Origin of the sequence: Enterobacter cloacae complex sp. P15RS (assembly GCF_014895905.1) — a bacterium.
In the GTDB taxonomy this organism is placed as follows: Bacteria; Pseudomonadota; Gammaproteobacteria; order Enterobacterales; family Enterobacteriaceae; genus Enterobacter; species Enterobacter quasihormaechei.
Window position 1 is genome coordinate 1 of sequence record NZ_JADBQL010000024.1, and the last position, 16,140, is coordinate 16,140.

Genomic DNA, 16,140 nt, shown 5'->3' on the forward strand with positions numbered 1-16,140 from the left:
TTCCTAAACCATATGAGCGATTTTTAAACGAGGCTTATCGTCAATGGCAGGCTATTTTTAAAATTCCGTAGACTGCTTTCAATAATAAGTTTCAAAATATTAAAGAAAATTTCAATTAGTGTGATCGCGATCTGAAAAAATGCCGTAAATGTGGATAATTAGATTAATATTTATACATAAAACGTTTATTAACTCGCCATGATAATTTAGCGCCTTATAATTTAATAGCGGACGCTTTATTTGCTAATTCAGAGCGATGGAATGATGTTACTTAAGTGAAACTATTTTTAATTGCTGTTAAAACAGTATGTTGGGAGTGGTGTTGAAAACAGGGGAGTTGTCCTTAATAGACACATTCAGAAATAAACTATTGCAGTTTGTGCTATATAGAGTGGGAATATTTCGCTGCAATTAATTACGTGCGTTGTCAGTTTCTGTCAATTTAACGCCGCAGGCAAAGTTGCATAAGGGCAATATAAGCGGAATTCGTCACCCTCTCTAATGTTATAAATAATATTCTCAAGTGTGATCACATTTTAAATTTATGTTAATTAATAGCCGGGCATGGCAACCCCGGCCAGAAATAAAATGTCTATTTACGGGTGGCATACCAGCATAGTAATGACCCGGCGCAAACCATTAATGCTCCTTGCCAGAATGAGAATGAAAGCGGCGAGCTCAGCACAATAGCCGCCAGTGCGGCAGAAAGTACCGGGGTGAAGTAGGAGACGGCTGCAAGCACCGTCACGTTACCGTGGAGGATCCCAATATTCCAGGCGGCATAGCCGAAGCCAAGAGCAACGCCGCACATCAGCAGCTTCACCACTACCGGCACGCTGAACACCATATCGGGCTGGTCGCTTAGGGCATATTTCACCCACAGGCTTAAGGCGGTCAGCAGGACGAATAGGGTAATGCCGTTTTGCCCTCTGGCATACCTGCTGGTGACGGTGCAGTAGGCGGCCCAGATAAAGGCGCCGGCAAATGCCAGCCCGTAGCTCAGCGGGCTGGAAACGATGTTTTGCATGATGTCGTGAACGTGCAGCCCGTTTTCGCCGCCTAAGACCCAGCCCACGCCCAGCAGGGAGATCGCTAAGCCTGGGATCACCCACAGGGTGGATTTTTGCCCGTTGAACAAAATGGCGAACACAATCGTCAGGCTTGGCCAGAGATAGTTGACCATGCCCACCTCAATTGCCTGCGAGCGTGTCGCGGCAAAACCAAGCGACAGGGCAAGGCACATTTCATAGCTGACAAACAGGACGCTGCCCGCAATGAGATAGCCTTTCGAAAACCGTTTAATATCCGGGAAACCTACCGTCGCCAGACACAATAACCCGCTGACGGTGTAGATCATCGCTGCGCCCCCCACCGGGCCCAGTCCCTCACTGACGCTGCGGATGAGACCCACCATGGTGCTCCACAGCAGTATGGCCGCCAGACCAATCAGCGTTGCTTTTTTTCTGTCCATTACCATGCCAGTCTTATAAAAATCAAAGGGTAAACTTATAGCATCTAACCCATTCACCAGGCGAATTTTCTGTTTCGCGGTTAACCCGAAAGGAGTAATAAATCATACCGGCGGTGACTATTAAGGGGGCGAAGTTCGGCGACCTTGATTTGACGCAAAAAAAACAGGGGCTTTGCTGTTAGTTTGCGGCGCGAAGTCTTTTCAGATAACGAGGACAGCAATGGACGTCAGCCGCAGACAATTTTTTAAAATCTGCGCGGGCGGTATGGCCGGAACAACAGCCGCAATGCTGGGATTCGCTCCCAAAATGGCGCTGGCTCAGGCACGCAACTATAAACTGCTGCGTGCGAAAGAGATCCGTAACACCTGCACATACTGCTCCGTGGGTTGTGGGCTATTAATGTATAGCCTGGGTGATGGCGCGAAGAACGCCAAAGAAGCGATTTATCATATTGAAGGGGACCCGGATCATCCGGTGAGCCGCGGGGCACTTTGCCCGAAAGGGGCGGGACTGCTGGACTACGTTCACAGTGAAAATCGCCTGCGCTATCCGGAATACCGTGCACCGGGTTCCGACAAATGGCAGCGCATCTCCTGGGACGAGGCCTTCTCACGTATTGCAAAACTGATGAAAGCGGACCGCGACGCCAACTTTATTGAAAAGAACGAGCAGGGCGTCACGGTTAACCGCTGGACCTCCACCGGGATGCTGTGCGCGTCTGCGGCAAGTAATGAAACCGGCATGCTGACGCAGAAGTTTGTGCGCTCCCTTGGCATGCTGGCGGTAGATAACCAGGCGCGCGTCTGACACGGACCAACGGTAGCAAGTCTTGCTCCAACATTTGGTCGCGGTGCGATGACCAACCACTGGGTTGATATCAAAAACGCTAACGTCGTGGTGGTGATGGGCGGTAACGCCGCTGAAGCCCATCCGGTGGGTTTCCGCTGGGCGATGGAAGCGAAAAATAACAACGATGCGACGCTTATCGTCGTCGATCCGCGCTTTACGCGTACGGCATCGGTGGCGGATATTTATGCGCCGATCCGCTCCGGTACGGACATTACGTTCCTTTCCGGCGTGCTGCTGTACCTGATTGAAAACAACAAAATCAACGCGGAATACGTTAAGCACTACACCAACGCCAGCCTGCTGGTGCGGGAAGATTTCGCCTTTGAAGATGGCCTGTTCAGCGGCTATGACGCGGAAAAACGGCAGTACGATAAATCGTCCTGGAACTACCAGTTCGACGAAAACGGCTACGCGAAACGCGACGACACCCTGACCGATCCGCGCTGCGTGTGGAATTTGCTGAAGCAGCACGTTTCCCGCTACACGCCGGACGTTGTTGAAAACATCTGCGGAACGCCAAAAGCCGATTTCCTGAAGGTGTGTGAAGTGCTGGCTTCCACCAGCGCCGCCGACAGGACCACCACGTTCCTGTATGCGCTGGGCTGGACACAGCACACCGTCGGGGCGCAGAACATCCGCACCATGGCGATGATCCAGCTGCTGCTCGGCAACATGGGCATGGCCGGTGGCGGCGTGAACGCGCTGCGCGGACACTCCAACATTCAGGGCTTAACCGACCTCGGCCTGCTATCAACCAGCCTGCCGGGCTACCTGACGCTGCCGTCCGAGAAGCAGAGCGACTGGCAAAGCTGGCTTGACGCCAACACGCCGAAAGCGACGCGTCCGGATCAGGTGAACTACTGGAGCAACTATCCGAAGTTTGCCGTTAGCCTGATGAAATCCTTCTACGGCGACGCGGCACAGAAGGAAAACGACTGGGGCTTTGAGTGGTTGCCGAAATGGGATCAGGCGTATGACGTCATCAAGTATTTCAACATGATGGATAAGGGCGACGTCACGGGTTATATCTGCCAGGGCTTTAACCCGGTTGCGTCATTCCCGGATAAAAACAAAGTCGTTCGCAGCCTGAGCAAGCTGAAGTACATGGTGGTTATCGATCCGCTGGTCACCGAAACGTCTACCTTCTGGCAGAACCACGGTGAATCGAACGATGTCGATCCGGCAGCGATCCAGACCGAGGTCTTCCGCCTGCCATCTACCTGCTTTGCGGAAGAAGATGGTTCTATTGCCAACTCTGGCCGCTGGCTTCAGTGGCACTGGAAAGGGCAGGATGCGCCGGGCGAAGCGCGTAATGACGGCGAAATTCTGGCCGGCATATACCATCGTCTGCGCGAAATGTACCGCACCGAAGGCGGCAAAGGCGCCGAGCCGCTGCTGAAGATGAGCTGGAACTACAAGCAGCCGGATCGTCCTGAGTCTGAGGAAGTCGCGAAAGAGAACAACGGCGTGGCGCTGGCGGATCTCTACGACGCCAACGGCAACCTGGTGGCGAAGAAAGGCCAGCTGTTGAACAGCTTCGCGCTGCTGCGTGACGACGGTACTACCGCCTCGTCCTGCTGGATCTACACCGGCAGCTGGACGGAGCAGGGTAACCAGATGGCTAACCGCGATAACGCCGACCCGTCAGGCCTGGGCAATACACTGGGCTGGGCATGGGCGTGGCCGCTGAACCGTCGCGTATTGTACAACCGTGCGTCCGCAGACGTGAACGGCAAGCCGTGGGATCCGAAACGCATGCTGATCGAGTGGAACGGCACGAAGTGGACGGGGAATGATATCCCGGACTTCAATACCGCCGCGCCGGGAAGCAACACCGGGCCGTTTATCATGCAGCCGGAAGGGCTGGGACGTCTGTTTGCTATCGACAAGCTGGCGGAAGGGCCGTTCCCGGAACACTACGAGCCAATGGAAACGCCGCTCGGCACTAACCCGCTGCACCCGAACGTGGTCTCCAGCCCGGTGGTGCGCATCTATGAAGACGACGTGCTGCGTTTAGGTAAAAAGGACAAGTTCCCGTATGTCGGAACGACCTACCGCCTGACCGAGCATTTCCACACCTGGACCAAGCACGCGCGGCTTAACGCTATCGCGCAGCCGGAACAGTTTGTGGAGATCAGCGAAACGCTGGCGAAAGCGAAGGGCATTGCCAACGGCGATCGCGTGAAGGTGAGCAGCAAGCGTGGCTTTATTCGCGCGGTGGCGGTGGTGACCCGTCGTTTGCAGTCACTGAACGTGCACGGCCAGCAGGTCGAGACGGTGGGTATTCCGCTGCACTGGGGCTTTGAAGGGGTGGCGCAGAAAGGCTATATCGCCAACACCCTGACGCCAAACGTCGGCGATTCCAACTCGCAAACGCCGGAGTACAAAGCGTTTCTGGTCAACATCGAGAAAGCGTAAGGAGCGATTAAATGGCGATGGAAACACAAGACATTATTAAACGCTCCGCGACCAACCCGATAACCCCCGCGCCTCGTGCGCGGGACTACAAGGCAGAAGTCGCCAAGCTGATTGATGTCTCCTCCTGCGTGGGCTGTAAAGCCTGCCAGGTGGCCTGCTCGGAGTGGAACGATATCCGCGACGAGGTAGGGCACTGCGTCGGGGTTTACGATAACCCGGCTGACCTGAGCGCCAAGTCCTGGACGGTGATGCGCTTTAGCGAAACCGACCAGAACGGCAAGCTGGAGTGGTTGATCCGCAAAGACGGCTGTATGCACTGTGAAGATCCGGGTTGCCTGAAGGCGTGCCCGTCTGCTGGCGCCATTATTCAGTATGCCAACGGCATCGTCGACTTCCAGCAGGACAACTGCATTGGCTGCGGCTACTGCATCGCGGGCTGTCCGTTTAATATCCCGCGCCTCAATAAAGAGGATAACCGGGTATACAAATGCACGCTGTGCGTCGATCGCGTCAGCGTCGGCCAGGAGCCTGCGTGCGTGAAGACGTGTCCGACCGGGGCGATCCACTTCGGCACCAAAAAAGAGATGCTGGAAGTGGCGCAGCAACGGGTAGATAAGCTCAAAGCGCGCGGCTATGACAAGGCAGGGATCTATAACCCGCAGGGCGTGGGCGGTACGCACGTCATGTATGTTCTGCACCACAATGACCAGCCGGAGCTGTATCACAATCTGCCGAAAGATCCGGCGATAGATACCTCAATCAACCTCTGGAAAGGGGCGCTTAAACCGCTGTCTGCGGCGGGCTTTATCGCCACCTTTGCCGGGCTGATTTATCACTACATTGGTATCGGGCCGAATAAAGAGGAGGATGACGACGAGGAGGAGCATCATGAGTAAGTCGAAAATGATTGTGCGCACAAAGTTTGTCGATCGCGCCTGTCACTGGACGGTGGTGATCTGCTTCTTCCTGGTGGCGGTATCCGGCATTTCGTTCTTTTTCCCGACGCTACAGTGGCTTACGGAAACCTTCGGGACGCCGCAGATGGGGCGCATTCTGCATCCGTTCTTCGGCGTGCTGATTTTCGTGGTGCTGATGTTTATGTTCGTGCGTTTCGTTCATCACAACATCCCTGACAAGCAGGATATTCCCTGGATTAAAGGGATTGTAGAGGTACTGAAAGGCAACGAGCATAAGGTCGCGAAGGTAGGCAAATATAACGCCGGGCAGAAGATGATGTTCTGGACCATCATGAGCATGATTTTTGTGCTGCTGGTGACCGGGGTGATTATCTGGCGACCGTATTTTGCGCACTATTTCCCGATTCAGGTGGTGCGCTACGCACTGCTGATCCACGCGACGTCAGCCATTATTTTGATCCATGCCATCCTGATCCATATGTATATGGCATTCTGGGTGAAAGGTTCAATTAAAGGCATGATTGAAGGGAAGGTGAGCCGCCACTGGGCGCAGAAGCACCACCCGCGCTGGTACCGGGACGTTGAGCGTCTTGAAGCGCAAAAAGAGAGTTCAGAAGGGATGAAGTAAATGCCCTGCGCCGTCGGCTTTGCCCGGCGGCGCTGCGCTTGCGCGGGCCTACTTCTCAATATCAAAACCGCTCTGCAATATACCGGAAGGGATATTTTGTTGGCTTCACTTTGCCGATTTTTCGTTTCGGTAAATCCACCTTGTCGACGTGAACGTCTTTATAAGGGATCTGCGAAAGCAGATGCGAAATAATATTCAGCCGCACCCTTTTTTTGTCTTCTGAACGCGCCACAAACCACGGCGCCCAGGCGGTATCGGTCGCTTTAAACATGGCGTCACGGGCGAGGGTATATTCATCCCACAGATTGAAAGATTTAATGTCCATTGGAGACAGCTTCCAGATCTTGCGACCGTCGTTAATGCGGTCGCGCAGGCGGCGCTCCTGCTCTTTTGGCGTGACCTCAAGCCAGTATTTCAGCAAAATGATCCCGGCATCGACCATCGCTTTTTCCATCACCGGTGTTCCATCAAGAAATTTTTCGACCTGCTCTTCGGTACAGAAACCCATTACCTTCTCCACGCCTGCGCGGTTGTACCAGCTGCGGTCGAAAATCACGATTTCACCGGCAGAGGGCAGATGGGATACGTAACGCTGAAAATAGAGCTGACTTTTCTCTTTATCGGTAGGGGCCGGTAGCGCAACGACGCGGAAAACCCGAGGGCTGACGCGCTCGGTGATGGCTTTGATGGTGCCGCCTTTACCGGCGCCGTCCCGTCCTTCAAAAACAATACAGACCTTTAACCCTTTGGCGACCACCCATAGCTGGAGCTTAACCAGTTCAACATGGAGGCGGCGAAGTTCTTGCTCATACGCTTTGGTTTTGAGTGGCGCATTTTTAGCGACATCATCAACAATACGGGTTTTCTTCTTACTGACCATGGTGGATCTCCCTTTGTGTGCGGTCGCGGAATCGAGGCCGTACTAAGAGTGTAATCGACCTGAATGAATGGATTAATGTGTCAGAAAGCTGATTTGAACTGGTTCACCATACAAGTTTATTCAATAATGCTCGCTGCATATTTTTCAACAGTGGTCGCGGTATGAAAAAAACAATTTTTTCGTTAGCACTGGCTACCTTTGGCCTGGGGATGGCTGAATTTGGCATCATGGGCGTGCTGACAGAACTGGCTCATGACACGGGCATTTCAATTCCCTCCGCCGGGAATATGATTTCCTTTTATGCTTTTGGCGTGGTGATCGGCGCGCCGATTGTGGCGCTGTTCTCCAGCAAATTCTCGCTGAAAACCACGCTGCTGTTTCTGGTGGCGATGTGCGTCGTCGGTAATGCGCTTTTTACTTTCTCTGACTCCTACGTAGGGCTGGCAGCGGGGCGGTTGATCTCTGGTTTCCCGCATGGCGCGATTTTCGGTGTGGGAGCGATAATCCTGTCAAAAATTGCACCGCCGGGAAAAGTAACGGTCGCTGTCGCCGGGATGATAGCCGGGATGACCGTTGCCAATTTGCTTGGCGTCCCGCTCGGGACGTGGCTGGGACATGAATTTAACTGGCGTTACACCTTCTTTTTAATTGCGGTGTTTGACGCCCTGGTGATCCTGTCTGTCCTGCTCTGGGTTCCCTCTCTCTATGACAATTCTACCACTCGCCTGGCAGAGCAATTCCACTTTCTGAAGACGCCTGAACCGTGGCTGATCTTTGCCGCAACGATGTTTGGTAACGCCGGGGTGTTTGCCTGGTTTAGCTTCGTGAAGCCGTTTATGGTCAACGTGTCAGGCTTCTCCGAGGGCGTCATGACCGCGATCATGATGCTGATGGGGCTGGGTATGGTGCTGGGCAATCTGCTCAGCGGTAAGCTATCGGCGCGCTTTAGCCCGTTGCGTATTGCCGCCACCACCGACCTGGTGATTGTGGCTTCGCTACTGTTACTGTTTGCGTTTGGCGAACTGAAAACGGCCTCGCTGCTGATGGGATTTGTCTGCTGCGCCGGGCTGTTTGCGCTCTCTGCGCCGCTGCAAATTCTGCTGCTGCAAAATGCGAAGGGAGGCGAGATGCTGGGGGCCGCAGGCGGGCAAATGGCGTTCAATCTCGGCAGCGCGATTGGCGCCTGTTTTGGTGGAATGATGATTACCCTTGGCTTTAGCTGGAGTTATGTCACGCTCCCGGCAGCGATCTTATCCTTCTCCGCGATGACCTCACTGCTGCTGTATGGCCACCGGTGCGCTAAAAAGCGTCAGGCCAACGCGGGGGCATTGGCCTGATTTCACACGTTGCCCGCAGGTCGCGGCACGTAAGCGTGAACTACACAAATTTCGCCAGCGGGTCAGCGGCGGCAAATGCGACCGCTCTGTCTGCTGCTGGCGGATAAATCAGTTTGTTGGTGATGGCCACTTTGATTTTCTTGCCCTCATCGCGCACGGATTTAACACGCTGTTCCCACCCCTCGGTATACACCGCGCCCCAGCCACCCAGATCCAGACAGGTAACGTAATTCACCTGACGGTAAGGGTACGGCGCCAGATTTAACAGGCTGGCGGCGGCGTTATGTCCGGCGAATTTTCCCAGCTGGATCGCGTGCTGGCAGGTCATGAGCGCCGTGTTGCCCACGTCGTCCGTTTTTGCGTGCGCCATATCACCCGTCGCGTAAACCTCCGGATGCGCAGGCACCTGCAACGTGTCGGTGACTTTCAGACGTCCCTGCGAGTCGCGTTCCCCGGTAACGTGCTGGCTGAGGGGGTTCGCTTCGACACCTGCCGTCCATACCACGGTAGCGCTGGCTATGCACTCTCCGTTTTTGAGCGTCACGCCGCAGGCATCAATGGCTTCAATTTCACTGTTTAAACGCCATTCAACCCCCAGCGCGTTGCTGGCTTCTTCAATTGTGTTACGCAGCGCCTGGCTGTAATGTCCGCCAAGGGTTGTACCTCTTTCAACTACGATTACTTTGGTCTTTGTATCAGCACCGAAACGAGTGCGGAGTCGGGCTGGGAGTTCCGTTGCCAGCTCAATGCCGGTAAAACCGCCGCCGCACACTACCACGGTATTACGCTCCGGGGAGGAAGGACGTGTAGCCAGGGCGTCCAGGTGTTGCTCGAGCAGCCTGGCGGATTCAAGCTGATCGATATCGAAGGCGTATTCCGCCAGGCCGGCAATCGGGGGACGCTTAGTCTGGCTACCGGTTGCGAGGATCAGGCGTTCGTAGGTGACTTCAGCTGTGGCGCCGTTTGAATCGCGATAAAAAACGGTTTTTGACGTTGTATCAATGCGTTGTGCTTCACCCGAAATAAACGCAATATCGAGCTCAGCAAACAGATCGGTCAGCGGCGCGACCATCGTTGACACGTTTTCCTCATAAAAGCGGGGGCGAACGCGCAGTTCCGGAACGGGGGCCAGCACGGCAATGTTAAGGCTGTTGTTACCCTCCAGAGCAGAAAGACGCGCGGCGCTGACCGCAGCCCACATGCCGGAAAACCCACTACCCACAATTAAAATCTGCTTTTTCATACTTGATCCTTTTGATCGTCAGGCCATATGTCTGACATAACTGCCACTATACTTGTCGGAGTTAACTGCGACAACTTTTTTCTGAGTTAAAAATCGTTATAATGCAGCGAACGATAACCCGGAGTAAGCCATGGCGTTTTACAGTTCTGGTGTGGAATACGGCATTCACAGCCTGATGTGTATGGTGGATGCTAAAGGTAATGAGCGTGAGATGAGCGTCCGGGAGATGGCGGCCTTGCAGGGCGTGCCGTACGACTATCTTGGAAAGATCTTCACCCGATTGTCCCGTGCGGGGCTGGTTATCAGCACCGAAGGCAAAGGGGGCGGGTTCCGGCTGGCGCGTCCGGCAGAGTTGATTACCGTGCTGGACGTGGCGCATGCCATCGACGGCGAGAAAAATATGTTTGAGTGTCGGGAAGTGCGACAACGCCTGGCGGTGTTTGATGAAACGCCACCGGCCTGGGTGTGCGACGGCCCGTGCGGAGTGCGGTCAGTTATGGACAGCGCGCAGCAGCGGATGGAAGAGGAGTTAGGGCGCCATACTATCCTCGACCTGGCGCGTAAAATGTACCGAAAAGCGCCGGACACGTTCCAGATTGAAGTTCAGGAATGGATTTCCGATCGGCGTTCGTCCACCTGAAAGGCCGGGCAGGGCAAAGCCGCCACCCGGCAACTGCCGTTTAAGAACGTAAATCAATCACCATACGGCCACGGATCTGGCCCTGTTCCATCTCTTTGAAGATGGCGTTGATATCTTCCAGCGGGCGCATCGTGACTTTCGGAACCACCTTACCTTCCGCGGCAAACTGGAAGGCTTCGAGCAGATCCTGACGGGTACCCACCAGGGAGCCCACCACCTGAATACCATCCAGCACCAGACGAGGAATATCCAGGCTCATCGCTTCCGGCGGCAGGCCAACGGCCACCACGCGCCCACCGGCGCGAACCGCGTCAACGGCAGAGTTGAAGGCCGCTTTCGCTACCGCCGTCACCACCGCCGCATGGGCGCCGCCGGTTTTCTCCTGAATGACTTTTGCCGCATCTTCATTGCGGGAGTTCACGGTTAAGTCTGCACCCATGCTGGCAGCCAGTTTAAGCTGTTCATCGTTCACATCAATGGCGATGACTTTTGCATTAAAGACGTTTTTCGCGTATTGCAGGGCGAGGTTACCCAATCCGCCCAGACCGTAGATCGCAATCCACTGGCCGGGTTTGATCTTGGAGACTTTTACCGCTTTGTAGGTGGTGACCCCGGCGCAGGTGATGCTGCTGGCCGCAGCAGAGTCCAGCCCCTCCGGGACCTTAACCGCGTAATCCGCGGTTACGATGCACTCTTCCGCCATGCCGCCGTCAACGGAGTAACCCGCGTTTTTCACGTCGCGACACAGGGTTTCGTTGCCGGTATTACAATATTCACAGTGGCCACAGCCTTCGAAGAACCACGCTACGCTCGCACGATCGCCTACTTTCAGCGAGGTGACGCCCGGACCAATTTCTTTGACGATACCAATCCCTTCGTGGCCGAGGATCACCCCGGTCTTGTCGCCAAAATCGCCATTTTTAACGTGGAGATCGGTATGGCAAACGCCACAGCACTCCATCTTCAGCAGCGCTTCACCATGCTTGAGCGCGCGTAAGGTTTTCTCTGTAACGTTAACCTGATGATCCTGAGTGACAACAGCAGCCTTCATGTGTTTCTCCTTTTCATGATGAGTATCTGCATTGCAGGTGTAATACCCATTAAGGATTAATACTTTGGCGCAGTAATGCAAGGCAGCCGCAACATAATGTCATCATTTAGTGCAGTTTCAGATTAAGAATACGGCGATCCTCTAATAATCAGTAGGGGAAAACACTGACATCAAAAAAGACCCGGCGTAGCGACCGCCGGGTACAGATTTACAGCTGGGCTTCTATCACCTCAATCTCTTTTCGCCATTGCGCCTGCAACTGCGGTTTTTGATGTTTGGGCTTGCGCGCCAAATCTTCTTTCAGCAGCGTTTCCAGCGCGACCAGGCGTTCGAGCAAATCATCAGACGCAGCAAGTGGCGCGTTCAGCGCTGATATCGACGGTTCGGGGACAACCGGACCGGTCCCCTCGCGCAGACGATCGAACACCGCCTCCGCATCGTGCCATTCGCTCAGCCTGCCGTCCTCAATAAGCCAGAAACGGTTACAGCTCTGGCCGATCAGTTGACGGTCATGGCTTACCAGCAGCGCGCCGCCTTCAAACTGTTGCAGGGTAACAGCCAGCGCGTCTTTGCCTTCCATGTCCAGATGATTTGTCGGTTCATCCAGCATCAGCAGGCTATAGCGGGCAAGCGTCAGGCCGACGAACAGCAGGCGCGAACGTTCCCCGCCGCTCAGCGTACTGACTTTTTGCCCGTGCCGCGCCCACGGGAAGCCGGCACTGATGAGCGCCATTTTACGGGTCTGCGGATCTGGCGCGAAAGGTTCCAGCGCATCCAGCAGCGCCGCATCGTCCGGCAGCTGGTGCAGCGTCTGGTCGTAGTAGCCGACCGAGACGCGCGGATGACGCTTAAGCCTGTCGTCTACAATCTCGTCGCGAAAATGACGCCAGATAAGCTTCATCAGCGATGATTTACCGCAGCCGTTACGCCCCACAATCGCCACGCGATCCCCACTTTTCAGCCGCGCGCTGTCGAGGGTAAACAGCGCTGGCAGACCCGGCTCCGGAGGCACGCCGAGGTCGGTTATTTCCAGCAGGCGATCGGCCCGCAGCGCGTCCCCGCGCAGGGTTAAGGTCCACGGGCTTCCCGCCGTCAGTTCCGTCTGGTTTTCTTTCAGCCGTTCGACCTGTTTTTCCATCTGCTTAGCCTTACGGGAGAGATCTTCGTTGTCGTAGACCTTGCCCCAGGTCGCAAGGCGTTTGGCGCTGGCCGTTACGCGGTCGATCTCTTTTTGCTCTGCCTTGTGGCGCTGCGCATCGCTTTCGTCTTTCGCCTCCAGCGCCTGACGGGCGGCAGTGCAGGGAAGGGCGAAGTAGTGCAGTGTTTTATCGCGCAGGATCCAGCTGCCGTTGGTTACCGCGTCCAGAAGCTGCCTGTCGTGAGAGACCAGCACAAAGCTGCCGGACCAGCGCTGTAAAAACTGCTCCAGCCACAGCAGGGTCGGCAGGTCGAGGTGGTTGCTCGGTTCGTCCAGTAACAGCAAATCCGGATCGTTTATCAGCGCTCTCGCCAGCAATAAACGCGTATGCTGACCGCCGCTCAGTGTGGCGGATTGCAGCGCCGTTTCCTGCGTCGTAAAGCCCATTCCGGCCAGCAGCGTCTCGGCCTTCCAGCGCAGACTGTCGCGCTCAGCGGTCGGCAGCTGCGCCAGCACTGCATCCAGCATGGTCAGGGGATAAAGGGTCTCCGGCAGATGTTGTTCCACGCGCGCCAGCAGGCAATGTCCCGCCAGTGAAACGGTTCCAGCAGCAGGGGACTGCGTCCCGTCGAGGATCTTCAGCAGCGTACTTTTTCCGCAGCCGTTATCACCCAGCAGGCCAATGCGGTCGCCTTTTTTCAACGTAAAGGAGAGAGAGTCGAAGAGCGTGCCAAACGCGGTATCAACACGTAAAGAATGTGCAGTAAGTAGAGTGCTCATTGTTGCTTACCCAGGAGTTACAGGCATGTTTATGCCTCGTCAAACATCGCTGACGATAACTCAGTAAGCCCGAGAGAAGGGATTTCAGGGGTTGGTGTCTTCGCTCAAGCGGAAGTTATCGCAGCACGATACCGATAACGCTTGAGCTGGTGCGATCACCAAATGTATGTGAAACATTGAAAATTTCACAGTACAGCATAATTGGCCTCCTTATATATTCAGTGGGTTGATGGATGAAGGGAGTGTAGCGGGGGAATGTGGGTTTGGCTAGCGGGAAGTGCCGTATATTCCCTTCACCCTGACCCTCTCCCCTTTAGGGAGAGGACTGGGGTAAGGGGCAATGTTTAAATCGAAGTACGACGATAGCTACGGTATTCCGGCATCCAGAAATTATCGTCAATTGCCTGCTGCAACGCATCGGCAGAGGTTTTCACCGCTACGCCTTGCTGCTGCGCCATTTTGCCCACCGCAAAGGCAATGGCACGGGACACCTTATGTATGTCCTTCAGCTCCGGCAGTACCAGTCCTTCACCGTTGTTCACCAGCGGAGAGTGACCCGCCAGCGTTTCGCTCGCGGACATCAGCATTTCGTCGGTGATGCGTGATGCGCCGGAGGCGATGACACCCAGGCCAATACCCGGGAAGATGTAGGAGTTGTTGCACTGCGCGATGGGGTAGAGTTTGTCCTTCCACACCACCGGATCGAACGGACTGCCGGTCGCGACCAGGGCATTGCCTTCGGTCCAGGCGATGATGTCCTGCGGCGTTGCTTCCACGCGTGAGGTCGGGTTTGACAGCGGCATCACGATAGGACGTTCGCAGTGCTTGTGCATTTCGCGAATGATCTCTTCCGTAAAGAGGCCAGTCTGCCCGGACACGCCAATCAAAATGTCCGGCTTGACGTTGCGCACCACGTCAAGAAGGGAAAGCACTTCGTTGTCGGTATCCCAGTTTTTCAGGTTCTCGCGCTTCTGCACCAGTTTGGTCTGGAACGGAAGCAGGTTCGGCATGCCGTCGGTCAGCAGGCCAAAGCGGTCCACCATAAAGACGCGGGAGCGGGCCAGCTCTTCGCTCAGGCCTTCTCGCTGGGTCTGGGCAATAATTTGCTCGGCGATGCCGCAGCCCGCAGAGCCCGCGCCCAGGAAGACAATTTTCTGATAGCTAAGCTGGCTGCCCGCCGCACGGCTCGCGGCAATCAGCGTACCGACGGTCACGGCCGCGGTGCCCTGAATGTCGTCGTTGAACGAGCAGATCTCATCGCGATAACGGTTAAGCAGCGGCATGGCGTTTTTCTGCGCGAAGTCTTCGAACTGCAACAGAACGTCCGGCCAGCGGTGCTTCACGGCCTGAATGAAATCATCAACAAACTGATAATACTCGTCGTCGGTAATGCGCGGGTGACGCCAGCCCATGTACAGCGGATCGTTCAGCAGCTGCTGGTTGTTAGTCCCCACGTCCAGCACCACCGGCAGGGTATAGGCCGGGCTGATCCCGCCGCAGGCGGTATAGAGAGAAAGCTTACCGATAGGAATACCCATCCCGCCAATGCCCTGGTCGCCAAGGCCAAGAATACGTTCGCCATCGGTCACCACGATCACTTTGATATTGTGGTTCGGCACGTTTTGCAGAATGTCGTCCATGTTGTGACGGTTCTGATAGGAGATGAACACGCCGCGGGAACGGCGGTAGATCTCGGAGAAGCGTTCGCACGCCGCGCCGACCGTTGGGGTGTAAATCACCGGCATCATCTCTTCGAGATGGTTCTGCACGAGGCGGTAGAAAAGGGTTTCGTTAGTATCCTGGATATTACGCAGGTAGATGTGTTTATCGATTTCGGTTTTGAAGCCCTGATACTGGATCCAGGCACGTTCTGCCTGTTCTTCAATGGTTTCAACGACTTCAGGCAGCAGGCCCAGCAGGTTAAAGCTGCTGCGCTCTTCCATGCTAAAGGCGCTGCCTTTGTTCAGAAGAGGGAACTCCAGTAAAACCGGACCGGCGTAAGGAATATAAAGGGAACGATGTTTTTTCAGTTTGTTGTCCATGTCACTCACTCTTTTTAAGAAGATCCGTCCCTGACACTGCTGTTTGTCATCTTTCTGGCCTGTGCTACGGGGTGCGGTCGGTTGGTATTATAAAGGAGCTGAATATTAATTACCGCAACACATAAACAAAAACACCATCGGGATTACCGATGGTGTTGTGAATATCGTGCCGGGACTTACTTGCCGGAAGGGCGTTTTCTGCCGGTAGCGTGGGTAACCTGCGTTTCGCTACCCTCCTCAATCACCACTTTACGCTTGTTAGAGAGCTTGTAGTTCAGTCCCAGAATGTGGCGTGCCTGACGGTTCGATTTCATATTAACTCCTCAATCCTGTTGATAGTTTTAAGGACAAGTTTGCTTACGCAAACGAAATGTAACCCCTTAGGTTGCAGATCCAGCTTAGCAGGTTTTTATAAAGGTGCGTTGCGCCCGCTAACCACATAGTTGATGGTTTGCTGGTAGATGTCACTGAGGATGTCATTGTCCGTGGCTTCCACCCACTTGGTCAGTTCCATCAAAATGTCATCTTCAGTAACAACACCGTGCTCGGCGTGAAGACCTTGTGCGATCGCGTTAACAAGTTCCGGTTGTGCTGCTGTGGTATGTGCCGGGTAATAAGTAAACATGCTGCCTCCGTGTCGTTGTCTGTTTAATGTTACGGCGTGCAAAATCGTAATTCGCATTCAGAGTGACAAATATTTTCGTCGTTGTGGCTCAGATTCGTCCTGGAAATAAAAATATCACAT

Annotated in this window: 13 protein-coding genes; 5 read left to right on the forward strand and 8 right to left on the reverse strand. The window is 54.7% G+C overall.

Annotation, left to right across the window (positions count from 1 at the left end):
* Positions 1-592: 592 nt before the first annotated feature.
* A complete protein-coding gene (gene yddG, locus IM267_RS14780) occupies positions 593-1,471 on the reverse strand; it encodes an aromatic amino acid DMT transporter YddG (protein ID WP_063451255.1) in 879 nt (292 codons plus the stop codon).
* Between the two features lie 220 nt (positions 1,472-1,691).
* Here yddG and fdnG point away from each other — a divergent pair, with 220 nt between their 5' ends.
* From fdnG to fdnI, 3 genes are read left to right on the forward strand one after another with little or no spacing between them, the layout of a single operon-like run.
* Positions 1,692-4,739, forward strand: a complete 3,048-nt coding sequence (gene fdnG / locus IM267_RS14785) for a formate dehydrogenase-N subunit alpha (protein ID WP_193033690.1) — start codon at positions 1,692-1,694, stop codon at positions 4,737-4,739.
* An 11-nt stretch (positions 4,740-4,750) separates the two neighbouring features.
* The gene (gene fdxH / locus IM267_RS14790; protein WP_193033691.1) at positions 4,751-5,635 is read left to right on the forward strand and encodes a formate dehydrogenase subunit beta; all 885 of its coding nucleotides are present in this window, start codon (positions 4,751-4,753) and stop codon (positions 5,633-5,635) included.
* Entirely contained in the window at positions 5,628-6,284 is a 657-nt protein-coding gene (gene fdnI, locus IM267_RS14795; protein ID WP_193033692.1) for a formate dehydrogenase-N subunit gamma, read from the forward strand. The genes fdxH and fdnI overlap by 8 nt, the downstream gene beginning before the upstream one ends.
* Before the next feature lie 61 nt (positions 6,285-6,345).
* On the opposite strand, the gene ppk2 is transcribed toward fdnI, so the two are convergent.
* A complete protein-coding gene (gene ppk2 / locus IM267_RS14800; protein ID WP_102751144.1) occupies positions 6,346-7,164 on the reverse strand; it encodes a polyphosphate kinase 2 in 819 nt (272 codons plus the stop codon).
* A 161-nt stretch (positions 7,165-7,325) separates the two neighbouring features.
* Here ppk2 and araJ point away from each other — a divergent pair, with 161 nt between their 5' ends.
* On the forward strand, positions 7,326-8,501 hold the full coding sequence (gene araJ, locus IM267_RS14805) for an MFS transporter AraJ (protein WP_193033693.1): 1,176 nt from the start codon (positions 7,326-7,328) through the stop codon (positions 8,499-8,501).
* Between the two features lie 40 nt (positions 8,502-8,541).
* Here araJ and IM267_RS14810 read toward each other — a convergent pair whose 3' ends face one another.
* Positions 8,542-9,744, reverse strand: coding sequence for an NAD(P)/FAD-dependent oxidoreductase (locus IM267_RS14810; protein WP_193033694.1), 1,203 nt, complete (start codon positions 9,742-9,744; stop codon positions 8,542-8,544).
* 130 nt (positions 9,745-9,874) lie between these two features.
* On the opposite strand from IM267_RS14810, the gene IM267_RS14815 reads away from it, so the two are divergent.
* Positions 9,875-10,384 (forward strand): Rrf2 family transcriptional regulator, encoded by a 510-nt coding sequence (locus IM267_RS14815; RefSeq protein ID WP_063451263.1) that lies wholly within the window; start codon positions 9,875-9,877, stop codon positions 10,382-10,384.
* A gap of 40 nt (positions 10,385-10,424) precedes the next feature.
* On the opposite strand, the gene adhP is transcribed toward IM267_RS14815, so the two are convergent.
* From adhP to bdm, 5 genes are all read right to left on the reverse strand, one after another.
* Positions 10,425-11,435: an alcohol dehydrogenase AdhP gene (adhP, locus tag IM267_RS14820; RefSeq protein ID WP_193033695.1), complete on the reverse strand. Its 1,011-nt coding sequence runs from the start codon at positions 11,433-11,435 to the stop codon at positions 10,425-10,427.
* A gap of 208 nt (positions 11,436-11,643) precedes the next feature.
* Positions 11,644-13,353, reverse strand: coding sequence for an ABC-F family ATP-binding cassette domain-containing protein (locus IM267_RS14825; protein ID WP_193033696.1), 1,710 nt, complete (start codon positions 13,351-13,353; stop codon positions 11,644-11,646).
* Between the two features lie 344 nt (positions 13,354-13,697).
* Positions 13,698-15,395 carry an NAD-dependent malic enzyme gene (locus tag IM267_RS14830; RefSeq protein ID WP_003857058.1) on the reverse strand — a complete coding sequence of 566 codons (1,698 nt, stop codon included), beginning with the start codon at positions 15,393-15,395 and terminating at the stop codon, positions 13,698-13,700.
* Between the two features lie 176 nt (positions 15,396-15,571).
* Positions 15,572-15,709 carry a stationary-phase-induced ribosome-associated protein gene (gene sra, locus IM267_RS14835; protein WP_003857059.1) on the reverse strand — a complete coding sequence of 46 codons (138 nt, stop codon included), beginning with the start codon at positions 15,707-15,709 and terminating at the stop codon, positions 15,572-15,574.
* Between the two features lie 95 nt (positions 15,710-15,804).
* Positions 15,805-16,020: a biofilm-dependent modulation protein gene (gene bdm / locus IM267_RS14840; RefSeq protein ID WP_022648192.1), complete on the reverse strand. Its 216-nt coding sequence runs from the start codon at positions 16,018-16,020 to the stop codon at positions 15,805-15,807.
* Positions 16,021-16,140: the final 120 nt, after the last annotated feature.